Source organism: Stenotrophomonas sp. SAM-B (assembly GCF_013387485.1).
Taxonomy (GTDB): domain Bacteria; phylum Pseudomonadota; class Gammaproteobacteria; order Xanthomonadales; family Xanthomonadaceae; genus Stenotrophomonas; species Stenotrophomonas maltophilia_AA.
This window is the reverse complement of record NZ_JABBXB010000005.1, coordinates 172331-199150: the sequence shown is the minus strand read 5'-3', so window position 1 is coordinate 199150 and position 26820 is coordinate 172331. Positions and strand designations below refer to the sequence as shown.

Genomic DNA, 26820 nt, shown 5'->3' with positions numbered 1-26820 from the left:
GGGTCAGCTCACTCCGCACCGCCGACAGCCGGATGCGAAGACCGCCGCCGGAACTTCCGCGACAGCCAATCCCCCGCGTCATCCACCACGGTGAAAGCGGCCGGAATCACGATCAGGCTGAGCAGCGTCGAGGTGATCAGGCCACCGATCACGGCGATCGCCATCGGTGCACGGAAGCTGGAGTCACCCGCAAAGCCAAGCGCGATCGGCATCATGCCCGCGCCCATCGCCAGGGTGGTCATGATGATCGGCTGCGCACGCTTGCGGCAGGCATCGATCAGCGCATCGTGCTGGCTCATGCCGTGTTCGTCTTCGGCCATCACCGCGTAATCCACCAGCAGGATGGAGTTCTTGGTGGCGATGCCGATCAGCATCAGCAGGCCGATCAGCGCCGGCAGCGAGAGCATGTTCTGGGTGATCAGCAACGCGCCGAACGCACCGCCGGCGCACAGCGGCACCGCGGCAAGGATGGTGATCGGCATCAGGGCGTGGTTGAAGAGCAGCAACAGCACCATGTAGATGCAGATCAACCCCGCCGCCATCGCCAGCATGAAGCCGATGAACAGTTCGACGAACACTTCTGCATCGCCGGTGTTGAGGAAGGTCACGCCCGGCGGCAGCTGCTTGACGCTCGGCAGGGCCTGTACCTCGGTCATCACATCGCCCAGCGGGCGACCGTTGAGTTCGGCGGTGAGGGTCACGTTGCGCTGGCGCTGGTAGCGCGAAATCTGCGACGGCCCGCTGCCCTGCTGGATGTCGGCGACGGCCGCCAACGGTACCGGGCCATTGCGGCCGGGCACGCGCAGCTGGCTGATCAGGCCCGGATTGGCCAGCGTGGCTTCGGCAAAGCCGACCCGGATCGGTACCTGCCGATCGGGCAGGTTGAGCTTGGCCAGGCGCTGTTCGTAATCGCCCGCCGTGGCGATGCGGGCGGCCTCGGCGATATCGGCGGTCGCCACGCCCAGGTCCGCGGCGCGGGCGGGGTTCGGCATGATCTGCAGTTCCGGGCGCAGCAGCGAGGCAGTGGAGGTCACGCTGCCCAGGCCCTGGATGCCACGCAGGTCGCGCTCCAGCGCGGTGGAGGCATCCTGCAGGCGCTGCGGGTCGTCACCGGAGAGCACCAGTTGCAGCAGGTTGCCCGGCTCGGAGCTGACGTAGCTGACGCGCACGCCGGGCAGGTCGGCCAGGCGCTGGCGCGCCTCGCGCTCGAGCACGCGCTGGTCGCGCTCACGCGTGTCGGTGGTGCCCCAGTCGAGCACGAGGGTGGCCTTGCGCGGCTCACCGACGCCGGTTGCGCTGGGATCGCCCAGGTCGAGCACGGCGCCGACCGCGGTGTAGACCTGCTTGAGTTCGGGCATGTCCTTGAGCAGCGCACGCGCGTGCTCCGCGACGGCCACGGTTTCCTGCAGGCGTGTGCCCGGCGGCAGTTCGAGGTTGAGGTTGCTGCGGCCCAGATCGGACTGCGGGATGAAGGTGGCCGGGATGAACGGCACCAGCGCCAGCGACGCGACGAACAACCCGGTGGCCAGCCAGAGCGTGCGGCCGCGATGGCGCAGCGCGGCGTCCACCCAGCCCAGGTACCAGGTCATCAGCTTCGATTCCGGCTTCTCCTCGCCATGCGGCTTGAGCAGGTAGGCGGCCATCATCGGCGTGAGCAGGCGCGCCACCAGCAGCGAGAACAGCACGGCGGTCGCGGCAGTCCAGCCGAACTCGCGGAAGAACTTGCCGGCGATGCCGGGCATGAAGGCCACCGGCACGAATACGGCGGCCAAGGTGAGCGAGGTGGCGATCACCGCATTGCCGATCTCGCCGGCCGCCTCGCGCGCGGCTTCCAGCGGTGGCTTGCCCATGCGCAGGTGGCGCACGATGTTCTCGATCTCCACGATCGCATCGTCCACCAGGATGCCCACCACCACGGACAGCGCAAGCAGCGTGATGATGTTGAGGGTGAAGCCGAAGAAGTACATCACCGCGAACGTCGGGATGATCGACAGCGGCAGCGCCAGCGCGGACACCCACGTCGCCCGCCAGTCGCGCAGGAACAGCCACACCACCAGCAACGCCAGCAGCGCGCCTTCCCAGAGCATGGTCATCGAGGAATCGTAGGAGCGGTGCGTCTCATCGATCGCCGTGGTGACCAGGCGGAAGTCGATGCCCGGATGCTCGGCCTTGATCTTGTCCAGCGCGTCATGCACGCCGGCTTCGACCTTGACCTCGCTGGAGCCGCGGGTGCGCGACATCGAGAAGGCCACCACGCCCTTGCCGTCCAGCAGGGCCGCTTCGGTCGGGTCGGCGGCGCCGTCGGTGACCGTGGCCAGCGTGGACAGCCGCACCGCGCGCCCGTCCGGCAGGGCAATGGAGTAGTCGCGCAGCGCCTGTGCGTCACCGACGGTGCCCAGCGTGCGGATGGTCTGCTGCGCGCCCTCGACCTCGGTCTTGCCGCCGGCGCGCTCCACCTGGATGCGGGCCAGCTGCTGCGATACATCGCCGGCGGTGATGCCCATCGCGATCAGCGCGTTGGGATCCAGATCCACCCGCACCTGGCGCTGCACGCCGCCCACGCGGGTGACGCGCGCGACACCGGGCACGCCGTACATCGCACGCGAGATGTCGCGGTCGACGAACCAGCTGGCCTCATCGGTGGTCATGTGCGGGGCGACCAGCGCATAGGTCATCAGCGAGCCGCCGATATCGACCTTGGAGATCACCGGCTCCTGGATGTCCTGCGGCAGGTCGGTGCGGATGCGCGTAACGGCATCACGGGTGTCATCCAGTGCGGTGGCCAGGTCGGCCTCCAGCTGGAATTCGATGGTGGTGGTGCTGACGCCTTCGCTGACCGAGGACATCACGCGCTTGACGTTGTTGACCGTCGCCACCGAGTCCTCGACCTTGCGGGTCACTTCGGCTTCCAGCTGGCTCGGCGAGGCGCCGGGCTGGGTGACGGTCACCGTGGTCATCGGGAAGGCGATGTCCGGGAAGCGCGCCACCGGCAGCTGATGGAAGCCCCACAGACCGGCCACGCACAGCACGAAGAAGATCAGCAGCGCAGGCAACGGGCGTTTGATCGCCCAGGCAGAAATGTTCATCGTGCGGCGGCCTTGGTCGCGGCCACTACGCGCACGCGGTCGCCCTCACCGAGGAAGCCGGAACCATCCACCACGACCTGGTCACCGGCCTTCAGACCTTCAAGGATCGCGGTGCGGCCCTGCACGGCCTGGCCGGTGCTGACCCGGTGGCGGGTGGCCTGCTGCTTGTCGTTCACGGTGAACACGTAGTTGTGGCCATCGCGCTGCACGATCGCCGCGGTCGGGATGGTCAGCACCGGGCCGTCGCCGGTGACGATGCGGCCATCCACGTAGATGCCCTGCTTGAGCGGGCCGGGCGTGGGCAGATCGGCGTAGATCGTGCCGGTGCGGGTCTGCCCATCGACACCCGGGGTGACCGCGCGGATGCGGCCGCTGACCACCTGGCCGGCATACGGCAGCTCCACGGTGTTGCCTACCGCCACATCGGCCAGCTGGTTCTCCGGCAACTCCGCGCGCCACTCCAGGCGACCATCGCGGATCAGGCGCAGCAGCTCGGTTCCGGCGGAGACCACCTGGCCCGGCTGCACCAGGCGCTTGGAGATCAGGCCGTCGGCCGGTGCGCGCAGATCGGCGAAATCGCGGCGCAGCTTGGCGGCGTCGCGCGCGGCACGTGCGGTGGAGGTCTGCGCTTCGGCATTGATGCGCGAGGCGCGCAGTTCATCCAGGCTGCTTTCGCTGATCAGCTGCTGGGCGGCCAGCTTGGCGCTGCGCTCGTAGTTCATCCGCGCCAGTTCCTGCGAGGCCTGCGCCTGCCGCAGCGAGGCGTCGGCCTGCGCCAGCTCGCTGTCCAGGGTGCGATGGTCCACCTGCAGCAGCACCTGGCCCTGCTTGACCCATTGGCCCACGTCCACCAGCAGCGCGGTCACCCGCTGGCCGCTGATCTCCACGCCCAGCTGCATTTCCTCGTAGGCGGTCACCGGCCCGGAGACCAGCACCGTGCGCGCCATGGTCTGCTGCTGTGCAGGCGCCAGCGAGACCGGCAGCGCCGAACTGGCGGCCGTGGCGTCGGCCGAGGCCTTGTCGTCCTTGCCGCCACACGCGGACAGCAGCGCGGCGACCAGGATCAGGGAAATACTGCGGAAGGAGGGTGCACGCATTGAGGGGCTTTCCGGGTCGGAACAGCGGGAGAAAAAGGAGTGGGGGAATCAGGATTCGCGGGACAGGCGCAGGGCGATGCCATCCAGCATCAGGCCGAGCCCCTGCTCGAAGCGGGCGTCGAAATCGACCTCGCTCCACACATCACGGGCCTGCCAGCAATGGGGGAAGCGCGCTTCGGCCAGGGCCATGAACGCCTCGCCCAGCGCCTCCATGCTGCCGTCGCCGGGCCAGGACTGCTCCTCGATGACGAAGCCCATCGTGTAATACACCAGGTCCATCGAGGTGGTCGCGGCGAAGCGTGCCGAGGCGCCCGCGCCGATCAGCGCGGCGATGCTCGCCTCACCCACCCGCAGCACGTTTTCGGTGGCCAGGAAGGTGCCGGCATAGACCCGTGCACCATCGCGGCGTGCCTTGAATGCCAGGCGGAACTCGCGCCCGATCTGCAGCAGGGTCTGCCGCCATGGCTGGCCGACGGGAATGTCACGGGCGACGTCGCAGATCATGGCGTCGGCCATGGCATCGATCAGCGCCTGCTTGCTCTTGAAGTGCCAGTACAGCGACGGCGCGCGGATGCCCAGCGAGCAGGCCACTTTGCGCAGCGTGATGCCCTCCAGGCCGGCCTCGTCGAGGATCCGGAAGGCCGCCTCGACGATGTTTTCCCGCGCGATGGGTTGACGCACTGCTGGCCCTGCCTAACGATGTTAGGCGGCGAATCTAACAGTGTTAGGCTGGCCCGGACAAGTGCCGCCCGCTCGCCTCAGGGGGCGATCAGGTCGGGCTGGAGGGCCGCCATCCGGACCCGGTTCCGCCCGCTGGTCTTGGCGTCATACAGCGCCTCGTCCGCGCGGGAGATCAGCGCCTCCAGCAGTTTCTGGTCGCCGCCCGGAAGCGCCTCGCCGATCGCGCCGCCGACGCTGACGGAGACGGCGATACGTTCGCCGCCCACCAGGATGGGTTCGGCGGCGACCGCGCTGCGCAGTCGCTCGGCGGCTGCGGGAATCTCATCCAGGGTGGAGGCGGCCAGCAGGGCGATGAATTCCTCGCCCCCGAAGCGGGCGAACAGATCGCGTTCCCGCAGCGCATCCCGGCAACGCCTGGCGACCACTTTGAGGACTTCATCGCCGACCGGATGGCCGTAGGTGTCGTTGATCTTCTTGAAGTGATCCACGTCCACCATCAGCACCGCGACCGCACGGCCATTCGCTTCACGGGCGGCGATGATCTGCGCAGAGGATTCCTCGAAATGACGGCGATTGGGCACGCCGGTCAAGGGATCGGAGGAGGCGAGGCGGCGCAGTTCGGCGGCCATCAGCAGATCGGCGGTGACGTCGGTGAACAGCCAGATGCGCCCATGGGCGCCGTTGCCGCGTACCGGATGGGTATCCACTTCGAAGGTCCGTTCTCCCAGCGTCCAGTTCTGCTTCGCGGCGAACTGATCGTTGTTCATCTGGGCGCTGTAGGCCAGCTCCAGCTCGGCATGGTTGTCGCAGCGTTGGCGCAGGGCGCGCATCGGGCCGGCGAGGTCCGCCGCGCGGTGATTGCCTGCCGCGCACCCCAGCAGCTCCGCAGCGTGCTCGTTGACGGCAGCGCCCACGCCATCGCCATCGATCAGGACGATGCCCGCCGGCACGCTTTCAAACAGATCGAGGAATTGATTGCGGACGATCGCGCCGCGTGCGGCCTCCCGCCGTGCGGACAGCAGGCGGGCCACGCTCGTCGCCAGCAGCGGCACCTGCGCCGTCAGCGCTGCAGGGGCAGGCGCGCTTCGCCACAGCAGCAGCAGGCCACTCAGCGGCGCTCCGTGCGACGAGGCCGGCACGTAGAGCAGGTGGGTGGGGAGGCCTTCCAGTGCATGGATGATCGCCGTCGGCAGCCGGAACCCCGTTGCGTCGACGGCTTCACCGCTCCAGGTGTGTTCGAGAAGACCGCTGCGCGACAGGTTGAAGCTCGACGAGGGCAGCGCCGGGGCCGCGACCGCCCACGTCGCCCTGCCGTTGGCGTCCACTTCCACTGCCATCACCAGGTCGGCGTGGGAGGCGAGGCGGGCGAACTGACACAGCGCGGCCAGGGCGTCACTGTCGGACGTCGTCACAACGCGGTGCCTGCCAGTCGCTGTTCGAGGATGCGCATGACGTCATCGGGCGCGGTCATGTGCGGAAGATGACCCGAGGCATCGATCACATCCAGAGTGGCGCCATCGATCGCGTTGGCGAGCCAGTGGCCGACCGCGACCGGTACCGCCACGTCGTGTGCGGTCTGGATGAGGTGGACCGGCCTTGAGACCCGCGCGGCCAGGCTGCGCAGATCGGAGGTGAAAATCGTGCGCGAGGTATTGAGTGCGATATCCGGGCGCATCTGGAACAGGGTATTGGAGAAATCGGCGACGACCGCGCTGTCTTCCACGCCGACGACCATCGGGGCGAAGCCGGCGATCCAGGCCTGGTAGTTGGCGCGCATGCTGTCGAACAACTGGTCCAGGTCCTGCGGCCTGAAGCCGCCGGTGTACCCGTCATCGTCGAGATAGCGCGGCGATGCACCGATGATGACCAGGCGCTCGAACAGGTCCGGCCGCGCCACGGCAGCGGCCGCGCCGATCATGCCACTCATGGAGTGGCCGATGTAGGTGCACTCACGCACGTCCAGTTCGTCGAGGATCTCGATCAGATCGTCGGCATACCCGAACAGCGAGCCGTGTCGTTCGAAATCGTATGTCTGCGCACCTTGCGGACCGCAGCCGGCAAGATCGAAGGAGATCACATCAAAGCGTGCTTCAAACCAAGGGCGCAGTGCGTTCCATGCCGTCTGATCGGTACCAAAACCGTGTGACAGGATCGCGACTGTCTTGCCTTCGCCACTCCGGCGCCCGTTGAACCGCTCAAAACTCTCCACGCACATCCACCCATGGCGTCCGGCAAGTGCCGAATACTAGGTCACGCGCGCGTGCGGGTCCAACGCGCGCCATTGCCGAAGACCAGTTGCCGCAGATAGCCGCCGATGAAACCTGCGAGCGCACCAAGCAGTAAACGGGCGGCGACGCGGGCGATACGGCTGGCATGCAGCCGCACCCACGGCAACAGCGCCATCGCCTGCGCACCGATCAGCAGGAGCAGGACATCCAGCCCCAGCGCATCCACCACGGGCAGCAGTGGCACCAGCAGTGGGTTGCAGGCCATCAGGGTCACGATCGCGGCAGTAAGCACGAACAGGGCGCGCCGGCCCATCGGCGTGGCGGTCCAGCGGAGCAGGCGGGCAGTCAGGGACACGGCGGTCTCCAGGCAGTTGGCCGGAGTGTACTGCGGTATCGTCATGCTCGAACTCCCGGGAATCCGCCTCATGAAGATCGCAGTATTCAGCGCCCGCCCGTATGACCAGCGCTTTCTCGAGGAAGCCAATCAACGCCGCGGGGCAGGGCAGTCCTTCGAGTTTCTGTATTTCGACGCCGCGCTGGAGGTACATACCGCGGCACTGGCGCAGGACTGCGAAGCGGTCTGCGTATTCGTGAATGATCGGCTGGATGCGCCGGTGCTGCAGGCGCTGCATGCACTGGGCGTGCGCGCGGTGCTGCTGCGTTGTGCAGGCTTCAATAACGTCGACCTGGCCGCCGCCGGCCAGCTGGGCCTGTTCGTAGCGCGCGTGCCCGCCTATTCGCCCGAGGCCGTAGCCGAACATGCGCTGGCGCTGGTGATGACGCTCAACCGGCACACCCACCGCGCCTTCAACCGGGTGCGCGAGGGCAACTTCATGCTCGATGGCCTGCTGGGCCGCACCCTGCACGGCAAAACCGTGGGCATCGTGGGGACCGGCAAGATCGGGCTGGCCACCGCCCGCATCTTCAAGGGCATGGGCTGCACCGTACTGGGTCACGATCCGTATCCGTCGCCCGCGTTCGCCGCCATCGGCGCGTCGGTCGCGCTGGAGGAACTGCTCGCCCGCGCGGACGTGGTCTCGCTGCACTGTCCGCTGACGCCACAGACACAGCACCTGATCGATGATGCTTCGCTTGCCCGGATGAAACCCGGGGCGATGCTGGTCAATACCTCGCGGGGTGGGCTGGTGGATACCCATGCGGTGATCCGCGCGCTGAAGTCCCGCCGCCTGGGGCACCTGGCCATCGACGTCTACGAGCAGGAGAGCGGGCTGTTCTTCCAGGACTGGTCCGGCGAGATCATCGACGATGATGCGTTCCAGCGCCTGATGACCTTCCCCAATGTGCTGGTGACCGGGCACCAGGGCTTCTTCACGGTGGAGGCGCTGCAGGAGATCTCGGAGATCACGCTGGGCAACCTGGCCGACTTCGTCAGTGGGGCGGACTGCGCGAACCGGGTGCTGGCCCCCTGAGCGCCGCCGCCGATGACGCCGACCACCGGGGCGTGTACCGTGGCGACGCGGAGCCCCGGACCTGACCCGTTCATGTCTATACAAGGGCCGGAATGTTGCCGAATCGGGTCATTGCCCGGTACTGCGACAACGTGTCGCAGCCTAAAACAGGCCTTTCCTGCGCTGGATCATTGTCAATGCCTTTCTTAAATGATGCGTGACGGCCTAAAATTAGAAGGCTGACATGATCGTCCTTCGTGCCTGTCCCCTTGGACCGGCACCACCGGCTTTGGCTGGGACGGAGGCGGGCTTGAACTGGCATTCCCTACGCAATTGGATCGACCGATGATTCCGTTGAAACCCCTTGGACGCTTCCTGCGTCCGGGCCTGCTGTTTGCGTTGTCCGTGTTCCTGACGGGCTGCAACTCGGCCATCCTCAACCCCAAGGGCCAGATCGGCCACGACGAGAAGACCCTGCTGATCACGGCCACCGTGCTCATGCTGCTGGTTGTCGTGCCGGTCATCATCATGACCCTCACCTTCGCGTGGAAGTACCGTGCGACCAACACCAAGGCCCGTTACGAGCCGAAGTGGTCGCATTCCACGGCCATCGAAGTGGTGGTCTGGTCGATCCCGTGCATGATCGTGCTGGTGCTGGCCGTGCTGACCTGGCGTTCCTCGCACGCGCTGGATCCGTACCGTCCGCTGGACTCGGACAAGAAGCCGGTGGTGATCGAAGCCATCTCGCTGGACTGGAAGTGGCTCTTCATCTACCCGGAAGAGAACATCGCCACCGTCAACGAGATCACCTTCCCGGTCGATACCCCGCTGAACTTCAAGATCACGTCCGATTCGGTGATGAATGCATTCTTCATCCCGCACCTGGGCAGCATGATCTACTCGATGACGGCCATGGAGACCAAACTCCACCTGATCGCCAACGAGACCGGTGAGTTCCCGGGCATGTCCTCGCACTACAGCGGCGCGGGCTTCAGCAAGATGCATTTCTCCGCGCACTCGGTGACCGAGGCGGAGTACCAGCAGTGGCTGACCAAGGTGCGTGCCGAAAGCGCGACCCTGGACAAGACCGCCTTCGCTGCGCTGGTCGCCGAGAAGAACCACGACTGGCACCCGGTGACCTATTACGGCACCACCGAGGCCGGCCTGTTCGACTGGGTCATCGCCAAGCACATGGGCGACAACCAGCACTACGGCATGAAGCACGACCACAAGGCCATGAAGCATGACGGCGCCGAGGGCGAAAGCCATGAAGGCCACGACATGCAGGCCATGAGCGGAGCCCACGACGACGCTGCGAAGCTGCCGGTCCATGCCGACCAGCCCGCTGCCGCGGACGCCGCACACACTGCAGACGAGCACGCCGCAGCCGGCCACGCCGGTCACGACGGCTCGGGAGAATGACCATGAATCTGTTGGGTAAACTGACCTTTGCCGACATCCCGCACGATCCGATCATCATCACCACGCTGATCGGCGCGGGGATCGGTGGCCTGCTCGTGCTGGCCCTGATCACCAAGTTCAAGCTGTGGGGCTATCTCTGGAAAGAGTGGTTCACCTCGGTGGATCACAAGAAGATCGGCGTGATGTACCTCATCGTCGCCTTCGTCATGCTGCTGCGCGGCTTCGCCGACGCGATCATGATGCGCATCCAGCAGGCGATGGCCGCCGGCGGCAACGAGGGCGTGCTGCCCCCGCATCACTACGACCAGATCTTCACCGCCCACGGCGTGATCATGATCTTCTTCGTGGCGATGCCGCTGATCACCGGCCTGATGAACGTCGTCGTGCCGCTGCAGATCGGCGCACGCGACGTCGCCTTCCCGTTCGTCAACTCGCTCAGCTTCTGGCTGTTCGTGGCGGGCGCGGGCCTGGTGATGATCTCGCTGGGTGTCGGTGAGTTCGCGCAGACCGGCTGGCTGGCCTTCCCGCCGTTGTCAGGCAAGGAATACAGTCCAGGGGTAGGTGTCGATTACTACATCTGGGGCCTGCAGGTAGCAGGCCTGGGTACCACGCTGAGCGGCATCAACTTCTTCATCACCATTCTGAAGATGCGCACGCCCGGCATGAAGCTGATGCAGATGCCGATCTTCACCTGGACCGCGCTGGTCACCAACGTGCTGATCATCGCCGCCTTCCCGGTGCTGACGATCACCCTGGTGCTGCTGACCCTGGACCGTTACCTCGGCACGCACTTCTTCACCAATGACGGTGGCGGCAACGCCATGCTGTACATCAACCTGATCTGGATCTGGGGTCACCCGGAAGTCTATATCCTGGTCCTGCCGGCCTTCGGCGTGTTCTCCGAGGTCATCGCCACGTTCTCGCGCAAGGCGCTGTTCGGTTACAAGGGCATGGTCTACGCGACGGCCTGCATCGGCGTGCTGTCGTTCCTGGTGTGGCTGCACCACTTCTTCACCATGGGCTCGGGTGCCAACGTCAATGCCTTCTTCGGCATCACGACGATGATCATCTCGATCCCGACCGGCGTGAAGATCTTCAACTGGCTGTTCACCATGTTCCGCGGTCGCGTGCAGTTCACGACCCCGGTGCTGTGGACGATCGGCTTCATGGTCACCTTCACCATCGGCGGCATGACCGGCGTGATGCTGGCGATCCCGGCCATCGATTTCGTGCTGCACAACAGCCTGTTCCTGATCGCCCACTTCCACAACGTCATCATCGGCGGCGTGGTGTTCGGCATGTTCGCCGGCATCACCTACTGGTGGCCGAAGATGTTCGGTTTCCGCCTCAATGAAACCTGGGGCAAGCGTGCGTTCTGGTGCTGGTTCATCGGCTTCTATGTCGCGTTCATGCCGCTCTACATCCTGGGCTTCATGGGCATGACCCGCCGCATGCAGAGCTACCCGAACCTGGAATACCAGCCGCTGCTGATCATCGCCATGTGCGGTGCCTTCATCATCGGCGCCGGCATCCTGTGCCAGATCATCCAGATCGCCGTGTCGATCCGCGACCGCAAGAAGACCGCCGACCTGACCGGCGATCCGTGGGATGCCCGTACGCTGGAGTGGGAAACCTCTTCGCCGCCGTCGTTCTACAACTTCGGCTCGCTGCCGCGCGTCAACGAACTGGACGAGTTCTGGGAGCGCAAGCAGCGTGGTGAGGCGTGGGAACGCCCGGCCAAGTACACCGACATCCACATGCCGCGCAACACCGGCACCGGTGTGGTGATCGGCGCCTTCAGCCTGGTGTTCGGCTTCGCGATGATCTGGCACATCTGGTGGCTGGCGATCGTGGGCCTGGTCGGCATGATCGGCACCTTCATCTGGCGCACCTTCGACAAGGACGTGGATTACTACGTGCCGGCCGCGGAAGTGGAGCGGATCGAGAATGAGCACCGTCGCCACCTGGTGGCGCAGGGCCTGGTGAAATCGGAGCTGAAGGCATGAGCACCACTATCCCCAACACCATGAACCATGGGCACGCCGCGCACGCGGCGGCCCACGGCCATGACGACCACGAGCACCACGACACCGGCGGCAATACCGTCTTCGGTTTCTGGGTGTACCTGATGAGCGATTGCCTCATCTTCGCCACGCTGTTTGCGACCTACATCGTGCTGTCCGGCGGCACCGACGGTGGCCCCGGCCCGAAGGACCTGTTCGAACTGTCCTTCGTCGCCTGGGAAACCACGCTGCTGCTGGTCTCCTCGCTGACCTTCGGCCTGGGCATGATCGCCATGCACAAGCAGAAGGTGGGCCAGATGTACGCATGGCTCGCCCTGACCTGGCTGCTGGGCTTCGGCTTCATGTGCATGGAAGTGTGGGAGTTCAACCACCTGATCCATCAGGGCTACGGTCCGGACCACAGTGCGTTCCTGTCGGCGTTCTTCGCGCTGGTCGGTACCCACGGTCTGCACGTGAGCGCGGGTCTGCTGTGGCTGCTGATCATGTTCATCCAGATCAAGCAGAACGGCCTGACCCAGACCAACAAGACCCGCATGGCGTGCCTGAGCCTGTTCTGGCACTTCCTGGATCTGATCTGGATCGGCGTGTTCTCCGTCGTCTATCTGAATGGAGCGCTGTAATGGCCGCACATGACAATCACGCACACGATCATGGCCACAGCGCTGCCGGCGAAAGCCATGGCAGCGTCAAGTCCTACCTGATCGGCTTCGTCCTGGCCGCCGTGCTGACCATCATCCCGTTCTGGGCGGTCATGCATGGCGACCTGCCGCGCTTCACCACCGGCGTCATCATCGTCGTTGCCGCGGTGCTGCAGATCCTGGTGCACCTGGTGTTCTTCCTGCACCTGGACCGCTCCTCGGAACAGCGCTGGAACGTCAGCGCGGCGGCCTTCACCGTCGTGGTGATCGGCATCATCGTCGCCGGTTCGCTGTGGGTCATGCACAACATGAACGTGCACATGATGCACTGACGTCTTTCCGACGTTGCCACACGCAGAAAGGCCGCCCTCGGGCGGCCTTTTTGTTGGGCGATGTGATGGCGATGGTGCCGCGCGTTACGCCGCCTTCGCCAGCCGCATGAACTCCGCGGCATCCACCGGCCGCCCGAGGTGATACCCCTGCAGCTGATCGCAGCCCATGTCGCTCAGGTACTGGCGCTGACCGGCGGTCTCCACGCCCTCGGCGACGATCTGCAGCTGCAGCGAGCGGCCCAGCGCGATGATCGAGGAGACGATCGCGGCGTCTTCGGCGTTGTCTTCCAGATCGTGTACGAAGGCGCGGTCGATCTTCAGCTCGGTGGCCGGCATGCGCTTGAGGTAGAGCAGGCTGGAGTAGCCGGTGCCGAAATCATCGATGGAGATGTTCACGCCCATCGCGGTCAGTCCGTGCAGGATCAGCAGGCTCGCTTCCACGTCGCGCATCGCGGTGGTCTCGGTGACCTCCAGGGTCAGCCGCTTCGGGTCCAGCCCATGCTTGTCCAGCGTGCGCTGCACAGTCTCGAGCAGCGTGCTGGAGCCGAACTGCAGCGGCGACAGATTCACCGCCATGGTCCAGTCCGGGTGCCCGGCATCGTGCCAGTGACGCAGCTGCGCACAGGCCTGGTCGAGCACCCAGTCGCCGATGGACAGGATCAGTCCGCTGCGCTCGGCGATCGGAATGAACGCATCCGGCGAGAGGAGGCCCAGCTCGGGGTGCTGCCAGCGCACCAGTGCTTCGGCGCCGATCAGCGAATTCCCGTTGGCCTGGAACTTGGGCTGGTAGTGCAGCACCAGCTCGCTGCGGCTGACCGCCTTGCGCAGCTCCTGCAGCAGTTTCAGTTGACGATTGGCGCTCACGTTGAGCGACTGGGTGAAGAAGGTATAGCCGTTCCGGCCCGAATCCTTGGTGTGGTACATCGCCGCATCGGCGTGCGCCATCAGGTCCCGCTCGGTGCTGGCATCGGCGGGGTACAGCGCGATGCCGAGGCTGGCGCTGACCTGCAGTTCCAGTGCGTCGATCTCGAAGGGCTCGGCCACGCTGGCGATGATGCGTTCGGCAACCACGGCCGCGTCTTCGGGATCCTCCACCTGGAACACGATGACGAACTCGTCCCCGCCCAGGCGTGCGAAGGTGTCCTGCGCGCGCAGCAGCGCGGTGATCCGCTCACTGACCTGGATCAGCAATTGGTCACCGAGCTGATGGCCGTAGGCATCGTTGATCGCCTTGAATCCATCGAGATCGCAGAACATCACCGCGAAGCTGAATTGCCGACGCTGTGCCTTTTCGATGGCCTGTTCGATCCGGTCCTGCAGCAGCATGCGGTTGGGCAGCTGGGTCAGCGGGTCGTGCAGGGCGGCCTGCATCAGCTTTTCGTTGGCCTGGGCCAGCGAATCGGCGAGCAGGCCGGTGCGGGTACGCATCTGGCGATCGAACACCGAGGCGATCAATGCGATCCCCAGCGTGGCCAGCGTGGTGACGATCACCAGCACCGCCAGCCACTTGGTATCGATCCCCTGGCCGTAGGCCGCGCCGCACAGCGCGCCTTCGGGGAAGGTGGCCGCCGCCATGCCGGTGTAGTGCATGCCGACGATCGCCAGGCCCATCACCAGCGAGGCCACGCCGCGCAGCAGGAACGGACGGCGCTGTTCCAGGCGCAGCCGGAACGCGATCCACAGCGCCGCACCGGCCGCGCCGATGGCGATCAGGATCGAGGCGGTGAACCACAGCGGGTCGTAGTCGATGCCCGGCTGCATCTCCAGCGCGGCCATGCCCAGGTAATGCATCGCCGCGATCCCCAGCCCCAGCAGCACCGCGCCGGCACACAAGCGCGACCAGGGCAGCTCCGCGCGCGAGACCAGCCACAGGGCATAGGCCGAGGCGCCGACTGACACCGCCAGCGAGTAGAGGGTGATCGCCAGGTCATAGCCGACCGGGATCGGCAGATCGAAGGCGAGCATGCCGATGAAGTGCATCGACCAGATGCCCAGGCCCATCGCGCCTGCGCCACCGGCCAGCCACCACCGGGCGACCCGGCCACGGGTGCTGGCCAGGCGACCGGCCATGTCCAGGGCCGTATACGAGGCGAGGATGGCGACCAGCAGCGAGAAGACGACAAGACTCTGGCTGTAGGTGCCGGTCATGGAGAAACCTGGAGAGATTGAAGGAGGGGCAGTGGCCCGCCGCAGTATCGGCATCGGGGCCGGAATCTTGAGCGCGTACGCCCTGCGTCTCGGTTGCTGCGACGCGGCTCGGCTATCCTGCCCCATCGATTCTGAAGCGGAAGTGGACATGGCCAAGCGACTCACCGCTTACGTCTGCAGTGAATGCGGCGCCGAATACAGCAAGTGGCAGGGCCAGTGCACCGAGTGCGGGGTCTGGAACACGCTCAGCGAGATCACGCTGGAAAGCGCCACGCCCGCCAAGTCTTCGCCGGCGTCGCGCCGTTCCGGCTGGGCCGGCAAGGTCGACGCGCCGAAGATCATGGCGCTCAAGGACGTGCAGCAGACCGAGCACCTGCGGGTGAGCACCGGCATCGGCGAGTTCGATCGCGTGCTCGGCGGCGGCCTGGTCGAAGGCGCGGTGGTGCTGGTCGGCGGCGATCCGGGCATCGGCAAGTCCACCCTGCTGCTGCAGGCGGTGGCGAAGATGGCCGCGTCGCTGCCGGTGCTGTACATCACCGGCGAGGAGTCGCTCTCGCAGGTCGCCGGCCGCGCGGTGCGGCTGGATCTTCCGCTGGACAACGTCAACGCCCTGGCCGAAACCCAGGTCGAGGCGATCCTGCAGCATGCCAGCGTGGCCAAGCCGCGGCTGATCGTGGCCGATTCGGTGCAGACCCTGTGGACCGAATCGCTGACCGCGGCCCCCGGTTCGGTCAGCCAGGTGCGCGAGAGCGCGGCACGGCTGGTGCGCTTCGCCAAGGAGACCGGCACGGCCGTGTTCCTGGTCGGCCACGTGACCAAGGAGGGCGGCATCGCCGGCCCGCGCGTGCTCGAGCACATGGTCGATGCGGTGCTCTATTTCGAAGGTGAGAGCGGCAGCCGCTTCCGCCTGCTGCGCGCGTTCAAGAACCGCTTCGGCGCGGTCAACGAGCTCGGTGTGTTCGCGATGGGCGAGAAGGGGCTGAAGGAAGTCTCCAATCCCTCCGCGATCTTCCTGTCCGGTGGCAGCACCCAGCAGCCCGGCAGCTGCGTGATGGTCACCCGCGAGGGCACCCGTCCGCTGCTGGTGGAAGTGCAGGCGCTGGTGGACGCCTCGCCGCTGTCCAACCCGCGCCGGGTCGCGGTGGGCCTGGAACAGAATCGGCTGGCGATGCTGCTGGCGGTGCTGCACCGCCACGGCGGGGTGCTGGTCGGCGACCAGGACGTGTTCGTCAACGTAGTGGGTGGCATCCGCGTGCAGGAGACCGCGGCCGATCTGCCGGTGCTGCTGGCGGTGTTGTCTTCGCTGCAGGACCGGCCGCTGGCCGAGAAGACGATCGCGTTCGGCGAGGTCGGCCTGTCCGGCGAGATCCGCCCGGTGCCCAACGGTGAGGACCGCCTGCGCGAAGCGGCCACGCATGGCTTCAAGCGCGCGATCGTGCCCAAGGCGAATGCGCCGAAGACCGGCAGCGTGAAGGGCATGGAGGTGATCGCGGTGGAGCGGCTGTCGGAGGCGATCGACGCGCTGTGAATGGCAGGCCGCACAGCTGCAGTTCATCCGCCACCCAGTGAAGCAAGGGCACTCGGGGCTTTTACTGCCAAGGCTGCGGGCCTTCCCGGCGCGCAGGTGAGGGCCTAGATGTCGGCGCCAGGACGCAGGCGCAATCACACAGGGCTGTGCTAGTTTTCCCGGCGCTTCCTCGCCCCGGCTCATTTCGACGCCGGGGCACGCACCCCGGAGAAAACGATTACATGGAAGAGACGACCCTCGAAGCCGCCGGCGCCACTGAAATCCGTCGTGCCGGTGTCGATCTCAATGGGTTGATGACGGTTCTGGGCAAGCATCTGTATTCCACCCCGGTGGTCGCCCTGCGCGAACTGGTCCAGAACGCGCACGATTCCCTGGTCCGCCGCCGCCTTGAGCAACCCGACTGGGTCGAGCCGGGGCGTATCGAAGTGCATGGCGATGCGGGCAACGGCATCGTGCGCATCATCGATACCGGCGCGGGCCTGACCCAGCGCGAGATCCACGACTACCTGGCTACCGTGGGCGTGGGCTATACCCGCGGCCTGCGCCAGACCGGTGAGGACGATGAAGGCCTGATCGGGATGTTCGGCCTGGGCTTCCTGTCCGCCTTCGTGCTGGCACGACGGGTGACGCTGCGCACCACGTCCTACCAGACCCCGACGCTTGGGCATTGCTATGTGTCCAGCAACGCCGAGCAGTACACCGTGTCGCCGATGCCGGCGCGTGCGATCGGCACCGAAGTGCTGCTGGAGCTGCACGCGGACTTCCAGCACCTGGCCCAGGAAGCGCATCTGCGCGACATCCTCGGCCGCTACTGTGCGCTGCTGCGCGAACCGATCTACATCGGCCACGATGCGCAGCCGATCAACCCCGAGCCGCCACCGTGGCGCCCTCGCGATGGCGTGGTGCTGCACCCGCTGCAGGCGCAGCGCCGCGCGGTGGAATTCGCCGCGCGCTTCGAGCGCAACTTCGAACCCATCTGCGCCGTGCCCGTGCGCGCCGCGCCCGGCAGCGATGGCGTGGGCCTGCTGTGGGTGCAGGACGGTGCCACCTATGGCACCAGCGACAACCGCAACCTGTCCGTGTTCGTGCGCGGCATGCTGCTTGACGACGACGCGCGCGACCTGCTGCCGCCGTGGGCCGGGTTCATCGGCGGGGTGATCGAGTCCAACCGCCTCACCCCCACTGCCAGCCGCGAAGACCTGCAGCGCGACGAGGCCTACCGCTCGGTCCAGCATGCGCTGGGCGAAGCCCTGATCGAAGGCCTGGCCGAGGTGGCGCGCCAGCAGCCGGAGGCATGGCGCCGGGTCCTGGCCCGCCACAACGAAGCGCTGCTCGGCGCGGCACTGTGCGATGAGCGCCTGTTCCAGCTTCTGATGGAGCACGTGCGCCTGCCGACCTCGCAGGGCGACATGAAAGCCAGCGAGCTGCCCTCACGCGGCGCGCTGCATGTGATCCTGGACAGCGGCGGCGGCTTCGAGGAAATGCTTTTCCGGGCGATGGGCGTTCCTGTCGCGCATGGTCATCGCTACGCCGTGGTGCCGTTCCTGCGGCGCTGGGCGCAGGCCAAGGGCATGCGCCTGGTCGAGCTGGGCACCGAGCAGGGCAACCGCGCGCTGTTCAAGGCCGGGAGCCTGCCCGAGGCCGACATCGCATGGCTTCAGCAGCACCTGGGCGATGGCGAGCAGCTGCTGCCTGCGCATTTCAGCCCGATCGAGCTGCCGGTGGTGGTGGTGCCCGACCGCGAAGCCGAACTCAAGCGCCGCCTCGAAGACGATGACAACGACAAGCGCGTCTCGATGGCGGCATTGCGGCTGGCGCGCCAGTTCACCGCGCGCATCGCCGCGCGCGAGGTGTCGCGCCTGTACATCAACCTGGACAACCCCGCGGTACAGGCATTGCTGGCGGCGATGCGCAGCGGCAACCCGCAGGCCGAGGCCGCTGCGCGTCTGCTGCGTTCGCTGAAGATCATCGTCAGTGCGCAGGGGCGTGCGCAGGATGCCGGCACCGGCAGCGGCGATCTCAACCGCGCATTTGCCGACATCGCCGTGGCCCTGCAGCAGATGCTGCAGGCGCCGCGCTGACTCTCCATTTCGACACACTAGGACGCTGAGACCGCATGGATATCTGGAATTGGGTGGAAAAGCTGCAGGACGACCTGGGCGAAGCCGGGCAGCCGCAGAGTGCGCAGCTGCTGACGCGGCTCACCGACGACGTCTGCGAATTGCGCATGGACCGTGTCGATGCGCTGTTGCCCGAGGCGCGTGCGCTGGGCAAGACCCTGGGCAATCCTTGGCTTGACGTATTTGTCGGCCACTGGGAAATGCGCAACCGGGTCGGCAACCGGGTTGAAGGCGAATCGGCACTGGCCGATGCGGTGGCGCTGTTCGAACGCGCGCATCGCGCCGATACGGCCGAATGCCCGCAGTCGGTCTGCGTTACCCAGGACCTGGCCGCCTGCTACGGCAACATCGACGGTCCGGGCTGGGTGCCCGAGCGTGTGGAGGTGTGCGAAGAGACGCTGTCGCGGGTGGATCCGAGCTGGGCATGCTTCCAGTGCCTGAGCTGCGAGAAGGCCGACGCGCTGCTCGACGATGGCCGCGCCGACGAGGCGCTGACGTACCTGGACGTGCAGGCCGGCACCGTCCTGGCGCACGGTGGCACGGTGTACGACAGCTTCCCGGAAACGCGCATCAAGATCCTGCTCGCCAGTGGCCGCGCCGCCGAGGCGTTGGCACTGATCGAGCAGCGCGAAGGGGAGGTCGCTGCCGAAGGGAATTACGAACCCGCCAACTGCACCGTGCCCCGCAGGCTGTCCAAGGCCTGGGCGCTGGCACAGCTGGGCCGCGATGAAGAGGCGCTGGCCTCGCTGGTGCCGTTCGGCCAGTTGTCGCCGAACTACCGGCGCATGTGGGCGCACGTGGTCGCGCTGCTGGTGCGGGCGTCGCCGGAACGCAACAGCTGGGATCTGGGCAGCCGTCTCAACGCCACCCTGGCGCACTTTTCCGACGTCGGCGCGCACCGCTTCGTGATCGAGATCGCCGGGCTGTGCGTGGAGATGGCGCTGCAGCGCGGGGCAGGGTGGGTAGCACGTCGGCATCTGGCACTTGCCCGCCGCCATCTCGGCCAGTTGCGCCAGGACCGCGGCGCGGCCCAGCAGGTGGCGGACATGGCCGCGCGCATCGATGCCGCGCCGGCCGCGGCCGCACTCCCTGTGCCCGCCGCGGAACTGCTCGACTGGCTGGCCGCGCAGGGCGAGGCAAGCCAGTCGCGCGATCCCGAGCGCGAAGCGGAGTGGCTGCTGCAGGGCGTGGCAGAGCGGCCCGATGACGCCGCGCTGGTGGACACCGCCGCCTCGGCACTGAGCGCCTGTGGCGCTGACGACGATGCCATCGCGCTGCTCTGGGCATTCGTGGAGCGCCATCCGGAAGAAGACGCCCAGCCCGCGTATTCGCTGATGCGACTGTTGACCCAGCGCGGTGATGAAGCCGGGCTGCTACGCCTGGTCCGCCACTACGAGGTGACAGTGCCGGTATTCGCCCTCTGGTGCCAGGCGCAGCTGGCCCGGCGTCTGTCCGACTGGGCGGCACTGGAACAGGCGGTCACTGCGCTGCTGGCGCTGTCGCCAGGGTCGCACGGCGCACGTGGCATGCTTGCCTCCTCGTACCTGGTTTCCAAGCGTTTCGAGGAGGCCGCGCAGCACTACCGCCACCTCACCGAGGTACTGGAGGAGCCGCGCAGTGCGCATTGGGACCACATGACCGCAGCCAGCGCCGCGCGCGACTGGCCGGCGGTGCGCCACTCGGCCGCTGCCATCGGCATGGAACTGGAGAGCACGGACGGGCCGGTGGAGGAGAATTTCGGCTGGGTCATCATCCGCTGCATGGATGGCGGCGAGCCGATCGAGTACTACGCCCGCCGTACCGGACCGGTGACCGCGCGCATCATCGAGAATGCCCCGGCCAACCGCACCCAACGGGTGGACGACTGGGTGGTCTTCGACGCCGAACTGGTACACGCGGCGCCGGAAGACGAGGCCGAGCGCGAGCACTTCATGCCGACCTATGCCGAGGTGCATACGCTGGAAAGTGGTGGCTACGCGGCAAGCTGGCTGATCGATGGCGTGGACCCGGGCGAGGCGGCGTGGAACGCTTTCACCGAGGCGGTCGAGGCGCGTGGCTGGAAGCTGTGGAAGCACAGTCGCGATGATTATCAGCTGACCGATCCGGACACCGAGGGCGGCCATCTGCCCGGCGTCCTGTTCACCCTTGCGCAGCCGCATGACCAGCCACCGCTGGCACTGCACCGCTTCCTGGTGGAGGCCACCGCCGCGTGGACGCACCCGATGTGCTGGTTGCGCCTGGCAGAAGCCTGCAACCAGGACGCGCAGCGCCACCTGGAGGCCATCGAACGCTACGGTCTGTAAGCCCCGGCGGGCCGCATGCCGACCAACGATCGGCATGCGGTCCACGGGTGGGTGCCGACCGTTGGTCGGCACGCCTCTATCGGGTGCGCCCGAACACCAGCTCGATCACGAACTGGCTGCCGAAGAACGCCAGCAGCAGCAGCGCCATCGCGGTCAGGGTCCAGTGCACGGCCTTCGCGCCGCGCCAGCCATAGCGGCGGCGGCCGATCAGCAGGGTGCCGAACACGACCCAGGACAGGATGCTCAGCACCGTCTTGTGCACCAGCTTCTGGGCCAGCAGGTCATCGACGAACAGCACGCCGGTGACCAGCGTCAGCGTCAACAGTGCGAAGCCGACGGCGATCACCCGGAACAGCAGCGCTTCCAGGTCGGCCAGCGGGGGCAGGGCGCGCAGCCACGGGCGGAAATCGCGGCGGCGCAGGGCGCGCTCCTGCAGCCACAGCATGATCGCCAGCAAGGCGGCCACGCTCAGGGTGGCGTACGCAAGCAGGGCCATCCACGCATGCGTGGCCAGCTGCCAGCCCAGCGGCCGGCTCGGTGCATGGCCGTAGGCGTGATAGATCCACAGCACGGCCGCGGCCATCGGGAACACCAGGACCCCCAGCGCGGCCATGCGCCCGCGCGCGGCTACCAGCGAGGTCAGCCACGCCATGCCCAGGCCGACCAGCGACAGGGCGGCGAAGAAGTGCATGTCCGGCCCGCCGCTGGTGCGCATCGCCACCAGCACGTGATAGCCGCCGTGCAGCAGCATCGCCGGCAGCGCCGGCCACAGCCAGGCCGGTGAGGTCACCGCATCATCGCGGACGACCGCGCGCACCAGCAGGCCGGTGGCGGTCAGGTACAGCAGGGTCGCGATGAGAACGATTGTCATCGTGTCAGTTTCGCATACCCCCGGGGTGCTGGCGATGCCCGGCGGGCCGCAGGCAGGGCCGGTCCGGGAGTCCGGGCGGAACCGTTATACTGGCGGTCTCATTGTCTTTTGTTCTGAACAGGTCGCTTCCATGTTCGAGTCCCTGACCCAGCGCCTCTCCGGCACCATCGAGCGGCTGCGCGGCCGCGGTCGCCTGACCGAGGAAAACATCCGCGAGGCCACCCGCGAAGTCCGCATCGCGCTGCTCGAAGCCGACGTCGCGCTGCCCGTGGTGCAGGCGCTGGTCGAACGCATCAAGGTGCGCGCGGTCGGCCAGGAAGTGCTCAAGTCGCTGACCCCGGGCCAGGCGCTGATCAAGGTCGTGCGCGACGAGCTGACCGCGGTCATGGGCTCGGCCGCGTCGGACCTGAACCTCAACGTGCCGGCGCCGGCGATCATCCTGATGGCCGGCCTGCAGGGTGCGGGCAAGACCACCACGGTGGGCAAGCTGGCCAAGCACCTGAAGGAAAAGCGCAAGAAGAAGGTGATGGTGGTCTCGGCCGACGTCTACCGACCGGCCGCGATCGAGCAGCTCAAGACCCTGGCCGACCAGGTCGGCGTGCTGTTCTTCCCGTCCACCGCCGACCAGAAGCCGGAAGCCATCGTCCGCGCCGCGATCGATGACGCCCGCAAGTCGTTCGTCGACGTACTGATCGTCGATACCGCCGGTCGCCTGGCCATCGACGAAGCGATGATGGCCGAGATCAAGGCGCTGCACGCCGCGGTCAACCCGGCCGAAACGCTGTTCGTGGTCGACGCCATGACCGGCCAGGATGCCGCCAACACCGCCAAGGCCTTCGGCGACGCGCTGCCGCTGACCGGCGTGGTGCTGACCAAGACCGACGGTGACGCCCGCGGCGGTGCCGGGCTGAGCGTGCGCTACATCACCGGCAAGCCGATCAAGTTCGTCGGCGTGAGCGAAAAGCCCGACGGCCTGGACGTGTTCCACCCGGACCGTATCGCCAGCCGCATCCTGGACATGGGCGACGTGCTGTCGCTGGTGGAGCAGGTCGAGCAGCAGGTCGACAAGGACAAGGCGCAGAAGCTGGCCGAGAAGGTCGCCAAGGGCAAGAAGTTCGATCTGAACGACATGCGCGACCAGCTCGAGCAGATGCAGAACATGGGCGGCATCGGCGGCCTGATGGACAAGCTGCCGGGCCTGGGCCAGATCCCCGAGCACCTCAAGCAGCAGGTCAGCCAGGGCAAGGAAGTGCCGCGCATGATCGCGATCATCAACTCGATGACCAAGAAAGAGCGCCGCAACCCGGGCCTGCTCAACGGCTCGCGCCGCGCCCGCATCGCCCGTGGTTCCGGCCTGACCCCGGCCGACGTCAACAAGCTCATGAAGCAGTTCCAGCAGATGGAAAAGATGATGAGCAAGATGGCCGGCGGCGGCATGAAGGGCATGATGCGCAGCATGAAGGGGATGATGGGCGCCATGGGCGGCCGCGGCGGCATGCCGTTCCGCTGAGAAGGGCAATAGAGGTTGCAAGCGTCATCGGGTGCTGGATTTGCCTCTTGTAGCGGGTCCGGCCGGCTGATTCACTGGTTCGCTTGAACTATCAAGGGAATGTTCGTGAAAAAGTCGATCGTGGTGATGGCGCTCGTCCTGTCCCTGGCCGCCTGCAAAGACGATGCTTCTGTATCGCAGAAGGCCGGCAGTGCGATCAGCGGGACCGCCGCCGATTTCGTCGCCGGGCTGGGCGAAGGTGTGGACAAGCGGATGACCGTGACCCTGCAGGCTGACCCGGCGCTGGCCGCGCGTGGCTTGACGGTGACCCAGGGCAAGAGCCGTGGCATGGGCTCCAAGAATGCCGCTGTCTATGTGGTTGCCGACAAGCCGTTCAAGGGCAAACTGGTGGCGCGCGCGCTGGATGGAGAGGGCACCGAAATCGGCCGGTCGGTGGTCGAGGAGGAGTTCGCCGCCGATGACGCACGCTATGTGACCTTCACCTTCAACGAGGAAATGGACAGCCAGCTGGTGCGCACCTACGCACTGTCAGCGCGCTGAGTCCTGCGGGCGTGCATTCCGGGCAGGGACGGTGCGGCGTATGCTGGCACCGTCTCCTTCCACAGGTGCGCCGCGCGTGAATGGTTCCCCGGTTCTCGAACGCGCCGACAGCTTCTGTCGGCGTTTTGCATTGCAGGCCCCGATCCTGCTGGCGCCGATGGCCGGCGCCTGCCCGGTGCCGCTGTCGGCCGCGCTGGCCAACGCCGGCAGCATGGGCGCGATGGGCGCGGTGTTGTCGCAGCCGCAGGACATCGTGGCGTGGATGACCGATTTCCGCGCGCAGTCCACCGGCCCGGCGCAGGTCAATGTCTGGATTCCGGATCCGCTGCCGTCGCGCGATGCCGATGCTGAAGCCGCGACACGCCGCTTCCTGGCGCAGTGGGGCCCGGAGGTGCCGGCCAGTGCCGCCGATGCGGGGCCGGCCGATTTCGATGCGCAGTTCGATGCCCTGATCCAGGCGCGCCCAGCGGTGGCGTCGACCATCATGGGGGTGTTCACGGCGGCACAGGTCCAGCGCCTGAAAGACGTGGGCATCGCCTGGATCGCCTGCGCCACGACCTTGTCTGAAGCGCTGGCCGCGCAATCCGCCGGCGCCGATGCCGTGGTCGCACAGGGCTTCGAAGCCGGCGGCCACCGTGGCGCGTTCAATCCGGAGGCGGCCGAGCGCCAACTGGTCGGGCTGTTCGCGCTGCTGCCGCGGGTGGCCGACCGCCTGGAGATCCCGGTCATCGCTGCCGGGGGCATCGCCGACGGTCGTGGCATCGCGGCGGCACTGACGCTGGGCGCGAGCGCGGTGCAGGTCGGCACGGCCTTCCTGCGTACCCCGGAGTGCCGCTTGAATCCGGCGTGGTCGCAGGCGCTGGCCGAGGCCGAGCCGGAAGATACCTGGCCGACGCGCGCCTTCAGTGGCCGCCTCGGGCGTGGCCTGGCGACGGCGTATGTGCGCGCCGCTGCTTCTCCTGACGCACCACAGCCGCGGCCCTATCCGGTGCAGCGTGGGCTGACCGCGCCGATGCGCGCGCAGGCGGGCCGCGACAACAACGTCGATGCAATGCAGGCCTGGGCCGGGCAGTCCGCGTGGATGGCCCCGGCACGCCCGGCGGCCGAGGTGCTGCAGCAGATGTGGTCCGATGCGAGGGCGCTGCTCGGATGACGCTCTACTGCAATGGCCGCGCCGCCAGCGCCGATGATCTTGCCGGTGCACTCACCAACTATGGCCATTTCACTTCGCTGCAGGTGCGCAAAGGCGCGGTGCAGGGCCTGGATCTGCATCTGCAGCGCCTGCAGGCGGGCACGCGTGAACTGTTCGGCACCGCACTGGACCCGCTGCAGGCGCTCGCCTGGATGCACGACGCGCTGCAGGCCGAAGGTGCGGTCGATGCCTCGCTGCGGGTGACCGTGTTTTCGCGCCAGTTCGATTTCCGGCGGCCGCTGCAGCCCGTCGCCGTGGATGTGCTGGTGGCCGTTGCGCCGCCGGTCGATCTGCCGGCGATAGCGCGGCGACTGCGGACGGTCCGTTATCAGCGCGAGCTGCCGCACGTGAAGCATGTCGGTACGTTCGCGCTGTTCCAGCATCGCCGGGAGGCCTTGCTGGCCGGGGTGGATGACGCGCTGTTTGTCGGCGACGACGGCCTTGTCAGCGAAGGCACCACCTGGAACATCGCGTTCGCCTCGGGCAGCACGCTGGTCTGGCCGCAGGCGCCCGCCCTGCGCGGCACCCATGAGCGTCTGCTGCAGGCGGGGTGGGGCGGTGACCAGCAGGTGCGGCCTGTCGCACTGGCGGACCTGCCCGGATTCGATGCCGCCATCGCCTGCAACGCAGCCGGCGTCTGGCCGATCTCGGCGATCAATGGGATCGTGCTGGCGAACTCGGAAGCGCTGTGCGCCAAGGCCAGGCAGGTGCTGGGGGCAGTGGCCTGGCAGCCGCTGGTGGCCTGAGCCGCCGGATCTGCAGGCCCTGTTCAGCTTTCCCGGTCTTCACAGGCTTGGAATGACCGGAGGCCGCCGCTATAATCGCCGGCTTACCGCGCCATCCTGGCGACTGGGCAATTGAGGAAACAACACCATGGTCAAGATTCGACTGACCCGCGGCGGCGCCAAGAAGCGTCCGTTCTACCACATCATCGTGACCGACTCGCGCAGCGCCCGTGATGGCCGCAACATCGAGCGCGTCGGTTATTACAACCCGGTTGCCCAGGGTGCCGAGTCCCGCATCGTGCTGGACCTGCCGCTGGTCGACAAGTGGGTCGCCAACGGCGCCCAGATGACCGACAAGGTTCGCAACCTGTATAAGGAAGCGACCAAGGCCCAGGCCTCCGCGGCCTGATCCTGACGGGCCGCGCCTGCCGCGGCCCATTCGGTCCATACAGATGAAAGATACCGAGCGCCGGATCCTGCTGGGCAGGATTGTCGGCGCTTTTGGTGTGCGAGGCGAGATCAAGCTCGAGTCCTGGACCGAGCCGCGTACCGCCATTTTCCACTACCAGCCCTGGATCCTGCGGACCCCCGCCGGCCAGGAGAGCACGCTCACCGGTGCGCGCGGACGTCAGTCCGGCAAGCATCTCGTGGCCGTGTTTCCCGACATCACCGACCGCGATGTGGTCGAGGCGATGTACGGGACCGAAGTCTATGTCGCACGCAGTGCACTGCCGCCCCCGAAGCCCGACGAGTATTACTGGGTCGATCTGGAAGGTCTGCAGGTGCGCACCGTCGATGGCGTTGAGCTGGGGCGGGCTTCGCACCTGTTCTCGACCGGCTCCAACGACGTGCTCGTGGTGCAGGGTGATCGTGAGCGGATGATTCCGTTCGTGCAGCCCGAGTTCGTCGTCTCGGTGGATTTCGAGGCCAACCTGATCGTGGTCGACTGGGATCCGGAGTTCTAGG

Annotated in this window: 22 protein-coding genes; 14 read left to right on the top strand and 8 right to left on the bottom strand. The window is 66.9% G+C overall.

All coding sequences use genetic code 11. The features are described from left to right. Positions 1 to 8: 8 nt before the first annotated feature. The 6 genes from HH110_RS12970 to HH110_RS12945 form a co-directional block, all read right to left on the bottom strand. Positions 9 to 3086, bottom strand: coding sequence for an efflux RND transporter permease subunit (locus tag HH110_RS12970; protein ID WP_176990049.1), 3078 nt, complete (start codon positions 3084 to 3086; stop codon positions 9 to 11). Next, on the bottom strand, positions 3083 to 4183 hold the full coding sequence (locus HH110_RS12965; protein ID WP_176990048.1) for an efflux RND transporter periplasmic adaptor subunit: 1101 nt from the start codon (positions 4181 to 4183) through the stop codon (positions 3083 to 3085). Before HH110_RS12965 ends, HH110_RS12970 begins: the two co-directional genes overlap by 4 nt. Positions 4184 to 4231: 48 nt before the next feature. Continuing rightward, positions 4232 to 4864 (bottom strand): TetR/AcrR family transcriptional regulator C-terminal domain-containing protein, encoded by a 633-nt coding sequence (locus HH110_RS12960; protein ID WP_176990047.1) that lies wholly within the window; start codon positions 4862 to 4864, stop codon positions 4232 to 4234. 77 nt (positions 4865 to 4941) lie between these two features. After that, the gene (locus HH110_RS12955) at positions 4942 to 6276 is read right to left on the bottom strand and encodes a diguanylate cyclase (protein ID WP_176990046.1); all 1335 of its coding nucleotides are present in this window, start codon (positions 6274 to 6276) and stop codon (positions 4942 to 4944) included. After that, on the bottom strand, positions 6273 to 7079 hold the full coding sequence (locus tag HH110_RS12950; protein WP_176990045.1) for an alpha/beta fold hydrolase: 807 nt from the start codon (positions 7077 to 7079) through the stop codon (positions 6273 to 6275). Before HH110_RS12950 ends, HH110_RS12955 begins: the two co-directional genes overlap by 4 nt. 35 nt (positions 7080 to 7114) lie before the next feature. Further along, positions 7115 to 7447 carry a hypothetical protein gene (locus tag HH110_RS12945; RefSeq protein ID WP_176990138.1) on the bottom strand — a complete coding sequence of 111 codons (333 nt, stop codon included), beginning with the start codon at positions 7445 to 7447 and terminating at the stop codon, positions 7115 to 7117. 70 nt (positions 7448 to 7517) lie between these two features. Here HH110_RS12945 and HH110_RS12940 point away from each other — a divergent pair, with 70 nt between their 5' ends. The 5 genes from HH110_RS12940 to cyoD all read left to right on the top strand — a co-directional run bounded on the left by HH110_RS12940 (position 7518) and on the right by cyoD (position 12917). Next, the gene (locus HH110_RS12940) at positions 7518 to 8522 is read left to right on the top strand and encodes a 2-hydroxyacid dehydrogenase (protein WP_176990044.1); all 1005 of its coding nucleotides are present in this window, start codon (positions 7518 to 7520) and stop codon (positions 8520 to 8522) included. A 324-nt stretch (positions 8523 to 8846) separates the two neighbouring features. Next, the gene (gene cyoA / locus HH110_RS12935) at positions 8847 to 9923 is read left to right on the top strand and encodes a ubiquinol oxidase subunit II (protein ID WP_176990043.1); all 1077 of its coding nucleotides are present in this window, start codon (positions 8847 to 8849) and stop codon (positions 9921 to 9923) included. An 8-nt stretch (positions 9924 to 9931) separates the two neighbouring features. After that, entirely contained in the window at positions 9932 to 11929 is a 1998-nt protein-coding gene (cyoB, locus tag HH110_RS12930; RefSeq protein WP_176990137.1) for a cytochrome o ubiquinol oxidase subunit I, read from the top strand. Further along, positions 11926 to 12567: a cytochrome o ubiquinol oxidase subunit III gene (gene cyoC / locus HH110_RS12925; protein WP_046272182.1), complete on the top strand. Its 642-nt coding sequence runs from the start codon at positions 11926 to 11928 to the stop codon at positions 12565 to 12567. Before cyoB ends, cyoC begins: the two co-directional genes overlap by 4 nt. Next, positions 12567 to 12917 (top strand): cytochrome o ubiquinol oxidase subunit IV, encoded by a 351-nt coding sequence (cyoD, locus tag HH110_RS12920; protein ID WP_121043457.1) that lies wholly within the window; start codon positions 12567 to 12569, stop codon positions 12915 to 12917. The genes cyoC and cyoD overlap by 1 nt, the downstream gene beginning before the upstream one ends. A gap of 84 nt (positions 12918 to 13001) precedes the next feature. Here the strand turns inward: cyoD and HH110_RS12915 are convergent, their stop codons facing one another. Next, positions 13002 to 15065 carry a bifunctional diguanylate cyclase/phosphodiesterase gene (locus HH110_RS12915; RefSeq protein ID WP_176990042.1) on the bottom strand — a complete coding sequence of 688 codons (2064 nt, stop codon included), beginning with the start codon at positions 15063 to 15065 and terminating at the stop codon, positions 13002 to 13004. A gap of 148 nt (positions 15066 to 15213) precedes the next feature. Between HH110_RS12915 and radA the strand changes: the two genes are divergently transcribed. The 3 genes from radA to HH110_RS12900 all read left to right on the top strand — a co-directional run bounded on the left by radA (position 15214) and on the right by HH110_RS12900 (position 21016). Continuing rightward, complete coding sequence (gene radA, locus HH110_RS12910) at positions 15214 to 16593, top strand: DNA repair protein RadA (RefSeq protein WP_088432155.1); 1380 nt, start codon at positions 15214 to 15216, stop codon at positions 16591 to 16593. A gap of 221 nt (positions 16594 to 16814) precedes the next feature. Next, the gene (locus HH110_RS12905; RefSeq protein WP_176990041.1) at positions 16815 to 18674 is read left to right on the top strand and encodes an ATP-binding protein; all 1860 of its coding nucleotides are present in this window, start codon (positions 16815 to 16817) and stop codon (positions 18672 to 18674) included. Between the two features lie 35 nt (positions 18675 to 18709). Next, a complete protein-coding gene (locus HH110_RS12900) occupies positions 18710 to 21016 on the top strand; it encodes a hypothetical protein (protein ID WP_176990040.1) in 2307 nt (768 codons plus the stop codon). A gap of 76 nt (positions 21017 to 21092) precedes the next feature. On the opposite strand, the gene HH110_RS12895 is transcribed toward HH110_RS12900, so the two are convergent. After that, the gene (locus HH110_RS12895; RefSeq protein WP_176990039.1) at positions 21093 to 21887 is read right to left on the bottom strand and encodes an inner membrane protein YpjD; all 795 of its coding nucleotides are present in this window, start codon (positions 21885 to 21887) and stop codon (positions 21093 to 21095) included. Between the two features lie 130 nt (positions 21888 to 22017). Here HH110_RS12895 and ffh point away from each other — a divergent pair, with 130 nt between their 5' ends. From ffh to rimM, 6 genes are all read left to right on the top strand, one after another. Beyond that, on the top strand, positions 22018 to 23397 hold the full coding sequence (gene ffh, locus HH110_RS12890) for a signal recognition particle protein (protein ID WP_176990038.1): 1380 nt from the start codon (positions 22018 to 22020) through the stop codon (positions 23395 to 23397). A gap of 105 nt (positions 23398 to 23502) precedes the next feature. Continuing rightward, positions 23503 to 23937, top strand: coding sequence for a hypothetical protein (locus HH110_RS12885; protein WP_176990037.1), 435 nt, complete (start codon positions 23503 to 23505; stop codon positions 23935 to 23937). A gap of 76 nt (positions 23938 to 24013) precedes the next feature. After that, positions 24014 to 25090 (top strand): nitronate monooxygenase, encoded by a 1077-nt coding sequence (locus HH110_RS12880; protein WP_176990036.1) that lies wholly within the window; start codon positions 24014 to 24016, stop codon positions 25088 to 25090. Beyond that, positions 25087 to 25875, top strand: coding sequence for an aminotransferase class IV (locus HH110_RS12875; RefSeq protein ID WP_176990035.1), 789 nt, complete (start codon positions 25087 to 25089; stop codon positions 25873 to 25875). Before HH110_RS12880 ends, HH110_RS12875 begins: the two co-directional genes overlap by 4 nt. A gap of 127 nt (positions 25876 to 26002) precedes the next feature. Continuing rightward, positions 26003 to 26263 (top strand): 30S ribosomal protein S16, encoded by a 261-nt coding sequence (gene rpsP / locus HH110_RS12870; protein ID WP_017356068.1) that lies wholly within the window; start codon positions 26003 to 26005, stop codon positions 26261 to 26263. 43 nt (positions 26264 to 26306) lie between these two features. Next, a complete protein-coding gene (gene rimM / locus HH110_RS12865) occupies positions 26307 to 26819 on the top strand; it encodes a ribosome maturation factor RimM (protein WP_176990034.1) in 513 nt (170 codons plus the stop codon). Position 26820 lies beyond the last annotated feature (1 nt).

Bases quoted from the DNA above. Each gene is read 5' to 3' on its own strand.
- HH110_RS12970 (WP_176990049.1), bottom strand. From the start codon at position 3,086: ATGAACATTTCTGCCTGGGCGATCAAACGCCCGTTGCCTGCGCTGCTG.
- HH110_RS12965 (WP_176990048.1), bottom strand. From the start codon at position 4,183: ATGCGTGCACCCTCCTTCCGCAGTATTTCCCTGATCCTGGTCGCCGCG.
- HH110_RS12950 (WP_176990045.1), bottom strand. From the start codon at position 7,079: ATGTGCGTGGAGAGTTTTGAGCGGTTCAACGGGCGCCGGAGTGGCGAA.
- HH110_RS12940 (WP_176990044.1), top strand. From the start codon at position 7,518: ATGAAGATCGCAGTATTCAGCGCCCGCCCGTATGACCAGCGCTTTCTC.
- cyoA (WP_176990043.1), top strand. From the start codon at position 8,847: ATGATTCCGTTGAAACCCCTTGGACGCTTCCTGCGTCCGGGCCTGCTG.
- cyoC (WP_046272182.1), top strand. From the start codon at position 11,926: ATGAGCACCACTATCCCCAACACCATGAACCATGGGCACGCCGCGCAC.
- cyoD (WP_121043457.1), top strand. From the start codon at position 12,567: ATGGCCGCACATGACAATCACGCACACGATCATGGCCACAGCGCTGCC.
- HH110_RS12915 (WP_176990042.1), bottom strand. From the start codon at position 15,065: ATGACCGGCACCTACAGCCAGAGTCTTGTCGTCTTCTCGCTGCTGGTC.
- radA (WP_088432155.1), top strand. From the start codon at position 15,214: ATGGCCAAGCGACTCACCGCTTACGTCTGCAGTGAATGCGGCGCCGAA.
- HH110_RS12905 (WP_176990041.1), top strand. From the start codon at position 16,815: ATGGAAGAGACGACCCTCGAAGCCGCCGGCGCCACTGAAATCCGTCGT.
- HH110_RS12900 (WP_176990040.1), top strand. From the start codon at position 18,710: ATGGATATCTGGAATTGGGTGGAAAAGCTGCAGGACGACCTGGGCGAA.
- HH110_RS12895 (WP_176990039.1), bottom strand. From the start codon at position 21,887: ATGACAATCGTTCTCATCGCGACCCTGCTGTACCTGACCGCCACCGGC.
- ffh (WP_176990038.1), top strand. From the start codon at position 22,018: ATGTTCGAGTCCCTGACCCAGCGCCTCTCCGGCACCATCGAGCGGCTG.
- HH110_RS12875 (WP_176990035.1), top strand. From the start codon at position 25,087: ATGACGCTCTACTGCAATGGCCGCGCCGCCAGCGCCGATGATCTTGCC.
- rpsP (WP_017356068.1), top strand. From the start codon at position 26,003: ATGGTCAAGATTCGACTGACCCGCGGCGGCGCCAAGAAGCGTCCGTTC.
- rimM (WP_176990034.1), top strand. From the start codon at position 26,307: ATGAAAGATACCGAGCGCCGGATCCTGCTGGGCAGGATTGTCGGCGCT.